The 15,470-nt window shown below is 53.7% G+C and carries 11 protein-coding genes; 7 read left to right on the top strand and 4 right to left on the bottom strand.

All coding sequences use genetic code 11. The features are described 5' to 3' along the window. Positions 1-3 precede the first annotated feature (3 nt). Genes PUV47_RS16655 through PUV47_RS16635 form a run of 5 tightly spaced genes read left to right on the top strand, consistent with a single transcriptional unit; the run spans position 4 to position 7,536 of the window. The gene (locus PUV47_RS16655) at positions 4-3,084 is read left to right on the top strand and encodes a glycosyltransferase family 4 protein (RefSeq protein ID WP_274219717.1); all 3,081 of its coding nucleotides are present in this window, start codon (positions 4-6) and stop codon (positions 3,082-3,084) included. Continuing rightward, positions 3,071-5,185, top strand: coding sequence for a glycosyltransferase (locus tag PUV47_RS16650; protein WP_274219716.1), 2,115 nt, complete (start codon positions 3,071-3,073; stop codon positions 5,183-5,185). The genes PUV47_RS16655 and PUV47_RS16650 overlap by 14 nt, the downstream gene beginning before the upstream one ends. Continuing rightward, entirely contained in the window at positions 5,182-6,411 is a 1,230-nt protein-coding gene (locus PUV47_RS16645; protein ID WP_274219715.1) for a glycosyltransferase family 2 protein, read from the top strand. Before PUV47_RS16650 ends, PUV47_RS16645 begins: the two co-directional genes overlap by 4 nt. Beyond that, a complete protein-coding gene (locus PUV47_RS16640) occupies positions 6,408-6,572 on the top strand; it encodes a hypothetical protein (protein ID WP_274219714.1) in 165 nt (54 codons plus the stop codon). Before PUV47_RS16645 ends, PUV47_RS16640 begins: the two co-directional genes overlap by 4 nt. Further along, a complete protein-coding gene (locus PUV47_RS16635; protein ID WP_274219713.1) occupies positions 6,556-7,536 on the top strand; it encodes a hypothetical protein in 981 nt (326 codons plus the stop codon). The genes PUV47_RS16640 and PUV47_RS16635 overlap by 17 nt, the downstream gene beginning before the upstream one ends. Positions 7,537-7,918: 382 nt before the next feature. Here the strand turns inward: PUV47_RS16635 and hutU are convergent, their stop codons facing one another. The 4 genes from hutU to hutI are packed head-to-tail and all read right to left on the bottom strand — an operon-like array spanning position 7,919 to position 13,084. Next, complete coding sequence (hutU, locus tag PUV47_RS16630) at positions 7,919-9,592, bottom strand: urocanate hydratase (protein WP_274219712.1); 1,674 nt, start codon at positions 9,590-9,592, stop codon at positions 7,919-7,921. Then, on the bottom strand, positions 9,589-10,377 hold the full coding sequence (gene hutG, locus PUV47_RS16625) for an N-formylglutamate deformylase (RefSeq protein ID WP_274219711.1): 789 nt from the start codon (positions 10,375-10,377) through the stop codon (positions 9,589-9,591). Before hutG ends, hutU begins: the two co-directional genes overlap by 4 nt. Then, on the bottom strand, positions 10,374-11,891 hold the full coding sequence (gene hutH, locus PUV47_RS16620) for a histidine ammonia-lyase (protein ID WP_274219710.1): 1,518 nt from the start codon (positions 11,889-11,891) through the stop codon (positions 10,374-10,376). Before hutH ends, hutG begins: the two co-directional genes overlap by 4 nt. Beyond that, the gene (gene hutI, locus PUV47_RS16615; RefSeq protein WP_274219709.1) at positions 11,888-13,084 is read right to left on the bottom strand and encodes an imidazolonepropionase; all 1,197 of its coding nucleotides are present in this window, start codon (positions 13,082-13,084) and stop codon (positions 11,888-11,890) included. Before hutI ends, hutH begins: the two co-directional genes overlap by 4 nt. 74 nt (positions 13,085-13,158) lie before the next feature. Here hutI and PUV47_RS16610 point away from each other — a divergent pair, with 74 nt between their 5' ends. Beyond that, positions 13,159-14,520 (top strand): formimidoylglutamate deiminase, encoded by a 1,362-nt coding sequence (locus tag PUV47_RS16610; RefSeq protein ID WP_274219708.1) that lies wholly within the window; start codon positions 13,159-13,161, stop codon positions 14,518-14,520. Beyond that, on the top strand, positions 14,520-15,218 hold the full coding sequence (locus tag PUV47_RS16605) for a GntR family transcriptional regulator (RefSeq protein ID WP_274219707.1): 699 nt from the start codon (positions 14,520-14,522) through the stop codon (positions 15,216-15,218). The genes PUV47_RS16610 and PUV47_RS16605 overlap by 1 nt, the downstream gene beginning before the upstream one ends. Positions 15,219-15,470: the final 252 nt, after the last annotated feature.

Below are 15,470 nucleotides of genomic sequence, written 5' to 3'. Positions count from 1 at the left end.
CAAATGCAACACGATACGTTTGAAGTAGCATCCTTTCCTGACCTGGAAAAGTATGCGGCCTACACCTCGAGCCGCAAGCTGCGGCTATGTATCGCCACCGAAGAAATACTCGGGCCTGTCCGAAACGGCGGCATTGCCTCGACCTATTACCACTTGGCCAAGGGGCTTGCTGCCCACGGGCATGAGGTACATGTGCTGTACCTTAAGGGACCAACTGTTGAAAACAAGACAGCCGACCACTGGGTTAAACACTTTGCCGAGTTCGGAGTTGCCTTACATTATCTGGAGCACATTCCAGAGGCCATTGTCGGCCCTTCCCAATTCTGGCAGCAGCGTTATGCAGCCGCATACAAGTGGCTAAAAAACCAGAACAATTTTGATGTGGTCCATACATCTGAATGGCGTGGTGGTCTGGTCTATGCGCTAATGGCCAAAAAGCTTGGTCTGGCCTTTAAAAACACCCTCTTCATCGTGAAGACGTCGTCGCCGCATCTATGGAACCGTCACTATCAAATGCAGCCAATCGAGAAATTGCATCTCGTCGCCGCAAGCTTTGCAGAGCAAAAATGCGTCGAGCTGGCAGACATGGTGATTGGCGGTAGCGCTCATTTGCTCAGCTTCATGCGCCATGTGGGCTATCAGTTGCCTGCGTTTAGCTTTGTCCAGCCGAATATTCTCGACTTCTCTGAGGTCAAGGTCGTCGACAAACGTCCCTCCCGAAAGCCGGGTGATCTGGTTCAGTCAACTGAAGTCACGTTCTTCGGGCGGCTTGAAGCTCGTAAAGGGATTGAGCTTTTTTGCAGCGCGCTCGACATTTTGGAGCGAGATGGCATTCGTCCGAAACGCGTCAACTTTCTCGGCAAGTACGGCGCTCCTCTGACAAATCACGCCAATGAAAAAGTCGAGGATTTCATTACCCGCAAATCCGCCGGCTGGAAGTTCGAAGTCAACCGAATTACGGACCTTAATCAGCCTGAAGCGCTCTCATTCTTGTGCTCCCGGGACATGCTGGCCGTCATGCCTTCTCTCATTGAAAACTCCACAATGGCGGTCTACGAAACTCTTGAGAACAGGATCCCGTTTATAGCTACAGATGTGGGAGGCACAGCGGAGCTGATCGCAACAGCCGATCACGAGGAAACACTCATTGCCCCGAATGCATACGAGTTAGCGCAAAAACTAAAGCATGCCCTCACTATGGGCCACCGGATTGCAGAACCAAGCTTCAACAACCAGAAGAACTTGGAAACATGGTATGGTTTTCATGCCTACCTAGCGGATCTTTTCAGCAAACACTCTGGCGAGGAAGCCATATCGCGTTTGACGGGCGAGCCTAAGATTGATGCAAAGCCGGAGGCGGAAACTGATAGCATCTCGCTGGAGGCGGTTGTTCTCCTTCGCGAGGAAACAGAGGCAATGCTTTTTGCCAAATCGCTCCTTCAGGATCCTCCCGACCATACAACACTGCTGTTTACCGATCCGGCGCTGGAAGAAGCAGCACACAAAATGGCAAATCTCATCAAGGCAGCCGGGCAGAGTGTGGAAGCCCTAGATTGTCTCGGGCATGCTGCTGGTGCCGCGCTAAGTGAGGCTTTGAGAAACAGCAAGTACGATGCTTGCATACTGTGTGATGGGACCGCTACTCGGTTTCAAGAGTTTTTTGCAGAATTGCGGGTGGCACTGCAACACAAACGCGACGCACTCATCACCAGCTTTGTTCAGATCGATGACACGACAATCGGGATGCCGATTGGCAATGACGTAGCATGCGAGAATGCAAATGGCGGAGCGGTAGGCGCAAACATCTTGTGCGTATCCAAAGACGTCCAACAGCGCGTTGGCGAGCTACAACCCTACGATATTCGCTTTGGGCTTTTGCAAGAATACGCTCTCAGAGCCGCCTACAACCACAAAATCGACCTGCTCGTCATTCCCGAATGCCGATTGCAGAGCAATTCATATTCCAACGAGTTAGAAAGGACAAAAGCGAATCCCAATTCCCGCTATTTGCGCGCAATGCCGCTCATCGAAGCGGATGACATCTCCAGCCGAAAAATGGGGCTTTTGCCGATCTCAAGTCCAGCTGGCCAAAATATCAAACCCAACCTGTATCGCGACAAAAAACGCAGGAACAACGAAGCCGTTTGGTACATCCCAAGCGATCGCAGAGCACAAACAATGCGACGTCCACCGAAAGTCTTCATTGGGGTCGACGAACGCAAATCCAGACTTCTTCTTGTGGCTGACGGCGAGGGTGAAAGATCTCTGTTCATAAACGGCGTAAGGCAGGAGATTGTCCTAAAGAAAGTCAGTGGTGACTTGACCCTTCACCAGTTTGACGTACCGCATAGGTGGGAAGCGGGGCGCGTGTTCCACATTAAGTTTATACTAGATTACCACGGCTCTAAGAACTCAAGATATCTTCGAGTAATCAAAATGGCCGATCGCGTGTTTGCAGCAGTTTCGGGGGCTCAAATCGCTGACGCACAAACAATCGCGGCATTGTTCAAAAAACCGATACGAACCAATACGCCTGCTTCAAGACTGACTAAGAGACTACGGTCGCTAGTGTCTTCTGCACTGCGCCGCTCTGAGCTCAAAAGCATCCCCAAGATAGGCACCTGGTTGAAGAGCGGCATCCAAAGCGTCATGCGTTTAAGACCTCACAAGGTTGGCAGAACGATCGAGCGGAAGGTCAGCCGTACTATTCGCGGTTATGAAGGCTCGCCAATCCGTGGGTCTGTGCCGCCCAAGGAACTGTTCGCGATCAATCCAGAAACACTATCTGGGTGGGCTTGGGATCGCAGTGACACAAGCCGCACTCTGACTGTCGTGCTGGAACTCAATGAGCGACCTGTTGCGGAAACAACGGCAGACGTCGTGATTGAACGTTTTGGCACACGCAATAGAAAGCTTGCCAACCATGGCTTTTGCTTTGATCTGTCCCCGGAGATGAAAGTTGATGGCGCAAATATCGCATTGAAAATTAAGGAGACAGGCCAAGTTATTCGCAACGGTCATCTGGTTTATAGCGCGCAGATGCTAGTACCAAGCCAGCTGGGAATTTCCCATGAGAATGCTTGAAGCAGCCCTTACCCAACACCAGCCGGTGTCCATAAAGCGCATCTGTATTGTCACACCGGACATTTTAGGCGCGGTGAAAAACGGCGGCATCGGGACTGCTTTTTTTCATCTCGCAGTGTTTTTAAAACGCATTGGTCACAGCGTAGCTATATGCCTTGTTGATCGCATGGCGCACAACCCAATAAAGGTGCGCAAAATTAAGCAGTTCTACGAGAAATATGGGGTTGAGTTCCACTGCGTCGCACCAAAACCGCTGGCCAAAACAGAGTTGGCGCGCATGACGGCACCACCATACGCTGCTTATGAGTGGCTGCGGCTGCACGAAGGTGCATTTGACATCGTTCATGTCTCTGAATGGCATGGCCTCGGATATTTCGCACTTCTGGCAAAAAAACTGGGCATCGCGTTCCAAAACATTCATTTCGTTGTGAAGGGATCTTCGCCAACACTTTGGTCAGCTGAAGGCAACAGTCAATTTCTCAAAAGCAACCAACAACTGGCCTGGGTTTTTATGGAGCGCAAAAGCGTTGAGTTCGCGGATACATTGATTTGCGGCAGCGCTCACCTTCTCGAATGGATGCAGAATGCCGGTTACCAGTTGCCCGCTCACAGTTACTTCTGGCCCAATGTGTTTCTAGATGATTTGCTAGACCTTCAGCATGAGAAGAACGGCAATGAAAGGCCAACAAAGACAACTGAATGGGTTTTCTTTGGAAGACTAGAGCCGCGAAAAGGCATTTTGTTGTTTGTGAACGCACTCAATGAACTTGCCAAAAATGGGGTAACTCTTCCCTCCATCACTTTTCTAGGGGGCCATTCACATCGCTTTGACGCAAACAAACTGATCTCTGAGAACCAGGAAAAGTGGCATACGAAAGTTACTTTCCACAATGACTTCAATGCTCTGCAGGCGCTCGACTATCTAAGTGGGGACGGCCGGCTTGCGGTTATTCCAGCGCTTTTGGAGAACTCCCCAATCGCGGTGTATGAGTGCATCGCAGCGCGGGTGCCATTCATTGCAGCAGCTACAGGCGGGACACCAGAACTCATTTGCCCAACTGACGCTTCACGGGTTCTTTTCAATCCAGACCACCATGCGTTGGCGGAGAGGCTTGAAAGACATGTAGATACACTACCGGCCCCGGCCAAAAAACACGAACGGGTGGCACAGTCACTGGAGACTTGGGAGCGCTGGCATGGTCAGCTTTCGCTTTCATGCAACCGAACACCGGCTCAACCCCAGCAACAACCGCTCGTTTCCATCTGCGTTCCACATTACGAACGTCCAGACCTTCTTCAACAGGCGCTGGATAGCATTGCTAACCAAACCTACGCAAAAATCGAAGTCATCGTGGTGGATGACGGCAGCTCAACCCCCGAAAACCTAGATAAGCTCAGGGCTATTGAAGCACAATATCCGCACTGGAAGTTCCTCTATCAGAAAAACAAGTATGTTGGGGCCGCCAGAAACGCGGCGGCCGTCGCGGCATCAGGAGAGTTTCTGCTGTTCTTTGATGACGACAACGTCATGTTTCCAAGCATGGTTGAACGCTTGGTTAAGGCAGCGCTGTTTTCTGGCCTACAGTGTCTGACTTGCAGTGCAACGCGCTTTCACGGCGACGGTAGACCAATGACCCCAGAAAGCACCATTGGAACGCAAATTCGTTTTCTTGGGCCAGCAAAAGCGCTTTCCAGAAAATTGAACGTAGTTGGCGATGCAACTTGTCTCATTCATGCCGAAGCCTTCAAGCAGGTGGGTGGTTACAGCGAGCGTTTCAGAACAGGCAAAGACGATATTGAGTTTTTCAATCGGTTGATACAAGGCGGGTACAAGGTCTCCTACTACCCGGATCCACTCTACTACTATCGCGTCAGCGACGTCTCGATGAAAGCAAGAAATCAGGTTAAGGAGGAGGCGGACTTTCGTCAGATCTCGCCGTTTCTGGAGGGGCTTGATGCAGAAGAAAAGAGCGCGCTTCTTCTCCGCGACAATCCTGACAAGCAGCGCAATGGACAGCAAGTCGCCCGAGAGGACTACAGACCCGGCGCGCTCACAACATCTTGGCGAAAACTGCGGCGCTTTGTAAGGATAAGTGCTTGAACCCGAGCGAAAAATTGCATCCGTTAGCGGAAAAACCTTTTCCGCTGATCTGCGTGCTTCGTAATGAAAGAGATATTCTCCCTGCCTTTTTGTCCCACTATCGTGGTCTTGGGGTCAATCTGTTTCATTTCGTCGACACGGGCAGTACTGATGGCTCAATTCAGTACCTTAAAGACCAAAAGGACACTCAAGTTTACCTGAAAAAAGGAGGCTACGCGCAAGCAAACGCGGGCATCGACTGGGTTAATGAGATCGGCTGCACGTCTTGTACTGGCACCTGGACGCTGGTCGTTGATGCGGATGAGTTTTTACAGCTACCAAAAAGCGAAGAAAAAAGTCCATTGGCACAGGTCAGCGCTGCAATGCGCCGAGAATTGGCTTTCGGCCTTTACGCTCCCCTGATCGATTTTTTCGCTGACGATTTGACGGGGCACTTGCATACTCAAAAGAACCTTCAAGGCTTGCTTCAAGGATCGCCCAACTACGTCCCTTTCGCCAATTGCAATTTCTCTTCGATGGAAAGATTTCCATTTGTGGACTTACGTTCGAACGCCAGAGCGCGCATCTCAGGAACCACAAACTACAGAGTTAGGTCCTACAAGATACCGCTGGTGTTTTGGCGCCCTGGTTTTCAGTATGTTCACTCAACTCATGTTTGCACACCAATCCCGTTGAGCGATGTTTCTTACCCAATTTACCACTTCAAATACCGCCCCGGGTTCGAGCAGAGGCTTGCCAAGGACATGCAAAGCCCAGACCGACTGAATGCAGACGTCTATCGCATTTCGCGGAGTATCATTCGGCATCAAGATCGAATTGCCAGCAACACGGTAAGGATCAAAGATGGCCACGAACTTGAAGGCAGCGACTGGGTAACCAAAGACGGTTTCAGAAAAGAATGGCTGGAGTTGAATAAAAGCAAATCCAACTACTTTGACGTACTCTCGGAACAGAAGTCGATATCGGAAAGCGAACTCACCGCCAAGCTTCAGGATCTTACAGAAACGTCCAGTTGGCGTTGTACCCGGCCAATAAGGTCTTTTCTTTATCGCAAGGGAGTGCTCCGACATGACCATTTCCCAGAAAGGTTTAAGCAGACCAATGTTCACTTGGACCAAGTTGTAGCTGTCTACGAATCCTTCTGGTGGCTTTTAACAGGGGTTCTAAGGATCCCGAAAGCGCTGCGAAAGTCTCTCCTTTGGCACAAACTGAGGAGGCGGTCATGAACACAGTTGATCTGCACAAAGCCAGCAGCTCCTCACAAGCCCACACCGCAACCACTGAGTTCTGCTGGTACAGAGTTCCGGGAATTTCTGTTGTTGCGCTTCAAACATTATCTTTGAGCTTGCTCTATACTCAGCGAGGCTTCCATGACGACAGCGAGTGAAATACAGACCGCATCAGGCGTTTCAGTTCGACCTGAAATTGACTTTTTGGAGACGCCTTTCAATCAGGCGATCAAAGAGACGCCGGGTATGATCTCTGTAGATGAGAGGCGACTTCTCTATTTCCTGTCGAAAGACAAGTTTCGCGGATCTGGAGCCATAATTGACGGCGGCAGTTTTCTTGGCGCTTCCGCTGTTTCAATCGCGCTGGGGCTGCTGGATAAAGACAATGCTCAGGAAATTAGCCTGAACAAAATCATCAAGGCCTACGAGCTTGGCGTGTTTCCTGCCCCAGCTAACGGTCGGGAGATTTGGCACGAGTACGGAGATGTACGTTTCAAGCGCGGGGATTCCTTCCTACCCGCACTCAGAAAAAACATCTCTCCCTATGAGAAACTTATAAGCCTGCGGGAGGGCGATCTGGGGTCGTATTCATGGGATGGGGGGAAAATTGAACTTTGCTTTATTGATGTATGCAAGACAGCCGAACTGAACAGGCATGTAACCAGCCAATTTTTTCCATGCCTTATGCCCGCCAATTCATACATGATCAATCAAGATTATTTCTTTGATCGCCTTCCTTGGATCAAAGTGACCATGGGCTATCTCGCGGAATACTTCGAATGGTTGGGACAGGTCCACTGCAGCTCGGTTTATAAGTGCGTCAAAGAGATCCCACAAGCAGTCGCGGACTATGACCCTTATACCGAAGCTTCACTGGAGGAATGCCTAAAGCTTCATGATAAGGGCGCTAATCATGAGATGTCGGAGATGTACAAGCTCCGGATGGAAATCTCCAAGGCCTATCTGATGGCGTACAAGGGCGAAAAAGAGCGCGCGCTGAAGCAGCTTGAACATACCAGCACGCTCTTCGGACATACGATGAGCGACGACGCCGACAGAGGAGAGATGAACAGATTTCGCTTCGAACGCGCCCTCAGACAAATCACTATTGGAAGGATGTAGCCCCGAGTTCAAGAACAGCAATCCCAAGCTCTTCTCATCGGGGATTGGCGTCTTCAAGGAGCCAGCGACTATGGTGTTCTTGAAGACAAGGCCCATGGCGGACCTTAGAACTTAAGAGCTGAAGATCTTGAGGAGGGCCTCCCAAACAGGCTCTCCTTGATCAACCTCTACTTTCCTGAACTAGGATTTAGCCCTCGCATAGCTGCGATAGGATAGACGGTCATAGCCGAATGAAAAGCCGCTATCAGGTGCCCGGCTCAATCGTGATCAGCTCAGTTTCCGAACGCTGATGAAACAACCTGAGCAGAATGAGCGCACTGGCACCACAAGTGCATCGCTATGAAGGCACTTGTGGTTTTCCTGCTTAGAGTTGAGGTAAGAGCTAGTTGCCCAAGATCGCCGGCAGGCGCAGACCATGCTCTTTTGCGCATTCAATCGCAATATCATAGCCAGCATCTGCATGGCGCCAGACACCTGAAGCCGGATCATTCCACAACACGCGCTCCAACCGTTTTGCAGCCTCTGGAGTTCCATCCGCCACGATCACCACCCCGGCATGTTGTGAAAAGCCCATTCCAACCCCACCACCATGATGCAGCGAGACCCAGGTTGCTCCACTCGCCGTGTTGACAAGGGCATTGAGCAAAGGCCAATCGCTGACAGCATCAGAGCCGTCTTTCATCGCTTCGGTCTCGCGGTTTGGGCTGGCAACAGATCCGCTGTCGAGGTGATCGCGGCCGATAACAACGGGTGCTTTCAGTTCACCACTCGCCACCATTTCGTTGAACTTCAAGCCAGCACGGTGGCGATCTCCCAGGCCGATCCAACAGATCCGCGCAGGCAAGCCTTGGAACGAAATTCGCTCTCGCACCATATCCAGCCAATTATGCAGATGCGCGTTCTCTGGAAAGAGGTCCTTCATGGCCTGATCGGTCTTATAAATGTCTTCCGGGTCACCCGAGAGTGCGCACCACCGGAACGGACCAACTCCTTTGCAAAAGAGTGGACGGATGTAAGCGGGAACAAACCCCGGAAATGCAAAGGCATTTTCCAGGCCCTCTTCCAGAGCCACCTGCCGGATGTTGTTGCCGTAGTCCAGCGTCGGAACGCCGTCATTCCAGAAATCGACCATGGCCTTTACATGAACCTTCATCGACGCTCTGGCTGCCGCTTCAACCGCCTTTGGATCGGTCTCTCGCTTTGCCCGCCAGTCCGCCAGCGACCAACCTTGCGGCAGATATCCATTAATTGGATCATGAGCGGAAGTCTGGTCGGTCACGATGCTGGGCCGAACACCTCGGCGATAAATCTCCGGGAAAATGTCGGCTGCATTGCCGAGCAACCCAACGGACTTTGCTTCGCCTGCTTTCGTCCAGCGCTCGATCATTTCCAGCGCCTCATCCAGACTCTCTGTCTTCTCATCCAGATAACGCGTCCGAAGTCGCGCATCGATGCTGTCGGGATTGCATTCTACGGCAAGACAGCAGGCACCTGCCATCACCGCCGCCAAAGGCTGAGCCCCACCCATGCCGCCAAGACCGCCGGTGAGGATCCACTTGCCTTTCAGATTGCCGCCGAAATGCTGGCGGCCCGCCTCAGCAAATGTCTCATAGGTGCCCTGCACAATGCCCTGTGAGCCAATGTAAATCCACGAGCCGGCTGTCATCTGGCCGTACATCATCAACCCCTTGCGATCGAGGTCGTTGAAGTGATCCCAATTGGCCCAATGCGGAACGATGTTGGAGTTTGCAATCAGGACACGGGGGGCGTCTTGGTGTGTCTTGATGATTGCGATGGGTTTGCCTGACTGAACAATGAGTGTTTCGTCCGCCTCAAGGTCCTTGAGACCAGCCACGATCCTGTCAAAATCCTCCCAGGTCCGCGCGGCGCGTCCGATCCCGCCATAGACAACCAACTCATGGGGGTTTTCCGCCACGTCTGGGTGCAGGTTGTTCATCAGCATGCGCATGGCAGCCTCGGACTGCCAGTTCTTAGCCGAAAGCTCACTACCGGTGGGTGGGTATACATCGCGTTGATTGTGCCGTGGGTTGGTCATGAGGGCCTCCACTCTATCAGGGCTTCAAGTATGGTTTTCAGATGGGCACGGAGCCGATCGGCCTTCTCCGGATCATAGGTCCAAGGCGCGCGCTCCTGCATGTAGGAGCATTGCGCGAGCTCCATTTGAATGGCATGGAGGCCGTCTGCCGGACGCCCATAGTGGCGTGTCGTCCAGCCGCCTTTAAAGCGCCCATCAACAACGCTGCTGTAGTCGGCAGCCTGAGTGCAGCAATCGATTACGCGGCCTGCTATTTGATTGTGGCATGTTGTACCGCCATTCGTTCCGATGTTGAAAACCGGGAGGGTGCCATCAAACAGGAACGGAATTTTGGACCGAATGGAGTGACAATCATAAAGAATGACAAACCCATGCATAGCCTTGACGCGGTCAAGCTCTGCCGACAGAGCGGCGTGGTACGGCGCATGGTAGGTCTGCCTGCGGATTTCAACATCGACCTCATCCGGTGCACTGCCGCTCCGATAGATCTCGATGCCGTTGAAGTCAGTCAGCGGGCACAAACCAGTGGTGTTTTGGCCGGGGTAGAGACTGACGCCCTTCGGGTCGCGGTTCACATCAATAGCATAGCGATGTATCCGCGTTCGAACTGTCGTCACACCCGGCACCAGCCCCTCATAGAGCTTGTGTACATGCCAGTCTGTATCAGCCAATGCCAGTCCGGTCTCGTTCAGGCGGCTGGCAATGTCGTCGGGAAGCTCTGTGCCAGTGTGCGGCAGCCCCAACACAAGCGGACTGTCGCCCTGCGAGATCTCGAGGAAACTCATATCTGCAACTCCAACCTGGCAGCTTGCGCGAGTTCATCATTGCGCACCAGCGACGCGGCCAATTCGATGTCCGGAGCGAGGTAACGGTCGCCGACAAGGCTAGGAACTTGGCTGCGGAGCTTTGCCACGACAGCTTGAAGCGCAGTGGATGTGACGAGAGGGGCGCGGGCTTCAATGCCTTGAGCCCCACACAGTGCCTCAATACCCAAGATCACGGAGAGATTGGCAGTCATCCGCTTCAGCCGAACCGCACCATGGGCTGCCATGCTCACATGGTCTTCCTGATTGGCCGAGGTCGGTGTCGAGTCCGTCGAGCACGGATTGGCGAGATGTTTGTTCTCGCTCATCAAAGCCGCAGTGGTAACCTCAGCGATCATGAAGCCGGAGTTCAAGCCGGGTTCTGGCGTCAGGAAAGGTGGCAAATCATGACTGAGGGCAGGGTCCACCATTAGTGCAACACGTCGCTGTGCAATCGCCCCAACCTCGGACAGGGCCAGCGCAATTTGATCGGCAGCAAACGCCACAGGCTCAGCATGGAAGTTCCCTCCAGAGAAAATGCCATCGGCGGTCACCAGCGGATTGTCTGTTACCGCATTCGCCTCAATCTCGAACGTTTTTCCAGCAAAACGCACAAGGTCCAGAGCCGCTCCAACCACCTGTGGCTGGCAGCGGATGCAATAGGGGTCTTGGACACGACTGTCATCATCAAGATGGCTCTCGCGGATCACGCTGCCCTCCATCAACCTGGACATCGCGGAGGCAACATCGATCTGGCCAGCATGGCCGCGCAGACGGTGAATTTCCGGGTGCAAGGGCTGGGTTGAGCCCATTATCGCATCAGCCGAAAGGCAGGATGTCACAACCGATGTTCGAAGCATCCGCCATGTTTCAAACAGAGCTGCCAGCGCGCAGGCCGTTGAGAACTGTGTCCCGTTGATAAGGGCGAGACCCTCTTTGGGACCAAGCACAACTGGCAACATCCCGGCTTTTTCAAGTGCCGTGCCGCCCGGCATACGCTCCCCGGCGTATATTGCTTCGCCTTCACCGATCATTACTGCAGCCAGATGGGCAAGGGGCGCCAGATCGCCGGAAGCTCCGACAGAACCTTGCGAGGGAATAACAGGCAGAACACCCGCGTCCAACATCCCTTCGATCAAGGCGCATATATCCCAGCGTACTCCGGATGCGCCGCGCCCCAGCGACAACAGCTTGAGTGCCATCATCAAACGCGTGGTCTCCGCCTCAAGCGGTGATCCAACACCGCAGCAATGGCTTAGGATCAGATTGCGCTGCAAGGTTTCGGTGTCTTCCGGCGCGATGCGCACGGATGCAAGCTTGCCAAACCCAGTATTCACGCCATAGACGGGCACATCTCCTTGAGCGGCTTTGCGCACGCGTTCTGCGGCCACCTCCACATCGGCCCGAGCTGAAGGTGTAAGCCGAGCACCTTTTCCTTGCCAAATCTGTTCCAGCTCAAGAAGTGAGCATGCGCCGGGTTTCAGCACAAGGGTCATAGGCGTCCTCCAAAGATGCGTTTGTGAAGTGGATTGATGCCAATGCCATAGGAAAGCTCGGCAGGATGAGCGACATTCCAAACTGCCAGATCGGCACGTTTTCCCGGAGCAATGGTGCCGCAGTCGGAAAGGCCAAGTGCCCTTGCTGCATTGTATGTGGTCCCTCTCAGGGCTTCGACGGGCGTGAGACCAAACAACGTGCAGGCCATATTCATCGCCAGCAGGAGTGAACCGAGAGGAGACGTACCCGGGTTCCAGTCAGTCGCAACAGCCATCGGCACAGCGTGGTCTCGCAGCGCACCAACAGGAGGCTTTTGTTTTTCGTTCAGCGTGTAAAACGCGCCCGGCAGAAGCACCGCAACACTGCCAGCTGTGGCCATGGCGCGTACATCGGCGTCAGTTATGTATTCCAGATGATCTGTCGAAAGAGCGCCGCATTGAGCGGCGAGTTCAGTTCCACCCTGATGGGAAAGCTGCTCGGCATGAAGCTTGACCGGCAAACCCAATGCCTTTGCACGATCGAAAACGCGGGCGATTTGCGCAGGACTGAAAGCAATCCCTTCACAAAACCCATCAACGGCATCAACCAGCCCCTCGGCGTGTGCGGCCTCAAGCGCAGGCAGGCAAACCTCATCAATGTAGGCGTCCGCGTCCACACCTTTAGGAACGGCATGAGCGCCTAAGAACGTGGTGACAACGCGCAAGGGCCGATGGTCAGCCACACGGCGCGCCACCCGAAGCATCTTGAGTTCCGTTTCCATATCAAGCCCATATCCAGACTTGATCTCAACCACCCCGACACCCTCGCCAATCAAGGCATCGGCGCGCACCAATGCACTGGCAAGCAAAGCCTCCTCCGAAGCATCCCGTGTCGCCGTAACCGTGGAGACAATGCCACCGCCAGCGCGGGCAATCTCTTCATAGCTTGCCCCCTCAAGGCGCATCTCGAATTCACCAGCACGATTGCCGCCATGAACAAGATGCGTATGACAATCAATGAGCGCCGGGGTAACCAATCGGCCGTCCAGATCGACGGGCTCAGCATTGGCATATGAAGCTGGCATCTCCGCACGAGAGCCAGCCCACGCAATCCGGCCACCCTCTAACGCAATGGCAGCGTCCTCTATCAGCCCATAGCTCCCTCCCGTGATCGTCGCGGCCCTGACATTGGTGATCAGCTTGGCGCTCGTCATGCTCTATCCTTCTTGCAAATGAGCCTGCATATTCGTAATATGTAGCTACATATTGTGTCAACAGAAGTGATCTCATGGAAATCCTTCACGCAAAGCAAGCCCTCACCCCCAACGGATGGGAAGCTGACGTTTCAGTCGAAATTCTGGACGGTCGCATTGGGGCCGTGACGGCAAACACAGCCCCGACAGGCAAGAAGGTTGATCTCCTGTTACCCGCACCAACCAATCTGCATAGCCATGCCTTTCAGCGTGCCATGTCAGGGCTAACTGAGACCCGTGGGCCAGATCCTCGCGATACATTTTGGACATGGCGTCACTTGATGTACCGCTTTCTGGAGCAGCTTTCGTCTGAGGATGTGGAGACCATCGCTTCCATGGTCTTCATGGAAATGCTCGAAGCCGGTTACGCAGCGGTCGCGGAATTCCACTATTTGCATCACGGTGTTGGCGGGCAGACCTACGATGACCCAGCTGAAATGGCTGGAAGGATCGTGTCGGCAGCAAAAAGGGCAGGTATCGGCTTGACCCTGCTGCCCGTGCTTTACACGCATGGCGGCTGTGATCGGCGCGAACTACAAGGCGGGCAGCTGCGCTTCGGCAACAGCTTGGAAGCTTTCGTAAAGCTCCACGACGCCAGTGCCTCGCACTTGAACACAGGCCCGGTGGACTTCGTCTTGGGCGTCGCTCCGCATTCCCTCCGGGCCGTTGCGCCGGAAGCCTTGCGACAAGCCCTGAGACTTGGCGATGGGCCGATCCACATGCATGTTGCGGAACAATTGGCGGAAGTAGACGAGGTCAAAGCGCACCTGGGCGCACGCCCAGTGGAATGGCTGCTGGAAAACCATGACCTTAATGAAAACTGGTGCCTCATTCATTGCACCCAAATAACGGAAAACGAGACAACCGCGCTGGCGAAAAGCAGGGCTATTGCGGGGCTGTGCCCTATTACCGAAGCAAACTTGGGCGACGGTATTTTCAATGGCACCGATTTCTTGGCCGCAGGCGGACGGTTCGGCGTTGGTTCGGACTCGAACGTGCACATAGCCTTGTTTGAAGAACTCTGCACGTTGGATTACACACAGCGTTTGCGGGATCGCAGCCGCGCCGCAACAGCAGAACCTGGACGCTCTGCCGGACGAGTGCTGTTTGAGGGCGCGGCAAAAGGCGGCGCGGTGGCTGCCGGGCGCACCTCAGGGCGGATCGCATCGGGCGCGTGGGCAGATCTGGTCGCGCTCGACACGGCAAACGAATGGCTCTACAACCGCCGCGGCGACACTGCTTTGGACAGCCTGATCTTTGGAGGACGCGGCCGCGATTGCATCCGCGATGTCTGGAGTGCAGGGCGTCACGTAGTCGTTGAGGGGCGCCACCACAAGCGAGACATCATTGTCAAACGCTTTAGGGCGGTTATGGAAGGCTTGGGACAAGAGATTTAATGCAACAAGGACGCCAAACCTGGAAGGCTGTGCGGGAGAGGATTCACGACTGGATTCTCTCGGGTCGTTATGGACCGGGTGACAAGTTGCCCAAAGATTCCGAGCTGGCGCTTCAAATGGACTGTGCCCGCTCAACCATTCAGCGCGCCATGCAGGATTTGTCCGACAGCGGGATCATTGAACGTCGCCGCAAGGGCGGGACGCACGTGCGGAAGAACCCCCTTGTCCGCGCGACACTTGATATTCCTGTGACCCGCCATGAAATCGAAGGACGCGGCGGGCAGTACGGCTATCAGCTCATCGAAAAAGTCCAGCGGCCCCCAACCCGCGCCGTTCAGGCCGCTTTGGGAATGGCGGAACCGCAGGACATGTTGCAGATCGTCTGCCTGCACCTTTCCGACGGCCGCCCTTATACCTTGGAAAATCGCTGGGTCTCCATCGAGACAGTGCCAGATATCCTTCAGGTGGATTTAACCCGAGAAAATGCGAATGAATGGCTGCTCAAGAATGCGCCATACACCCGCTTCGAATTGAAGTTTTACGCGCTGAATGCCGATGAAAAGACAGCCGAACTTCTATCCGTTCAACAGGGCAGTGCACTGCTTGCGATAGAACGCGCTACTTGGGTTGATGAGGCGGCCATTACCACGGTAACGGCAATAACTGCGCCCGGCTATCAATTGCTTAGCCGCAGCTGATGGCCTCAATCGAAGTGCCCAGATCCGCCAAGCCGTATCTTTTCGCAGCCGCACGCCATCTCACCAGCCCTGTTGGAACGCCCCACCATAGCCACCCCAAGGCGAAAACGGTCATTCTAGACACGCAAATACTGTAATTAATATACTTCTAAAATTATCGTGAAGTATTCTAATTGGTAATAGCAAAAAACAAAGACATATAACGCTAGGTCATTTAAAAATGATCACCATGACACTCGTTGACTTTAGGTC

The sequence above is a fragment of the Pseudovibrio exalbescens genome (assembly GCF_028737195.1).
GTDB lineage: Bacteria > Pseudomonadota > Alphaproteobacteria > Rhizobiales > Stappiaceae > Pseudovibrio > Pseudovibrio zosterae.
This window is presented reverse-complemented; position numbering and strand designations above follow the sequence as displayed.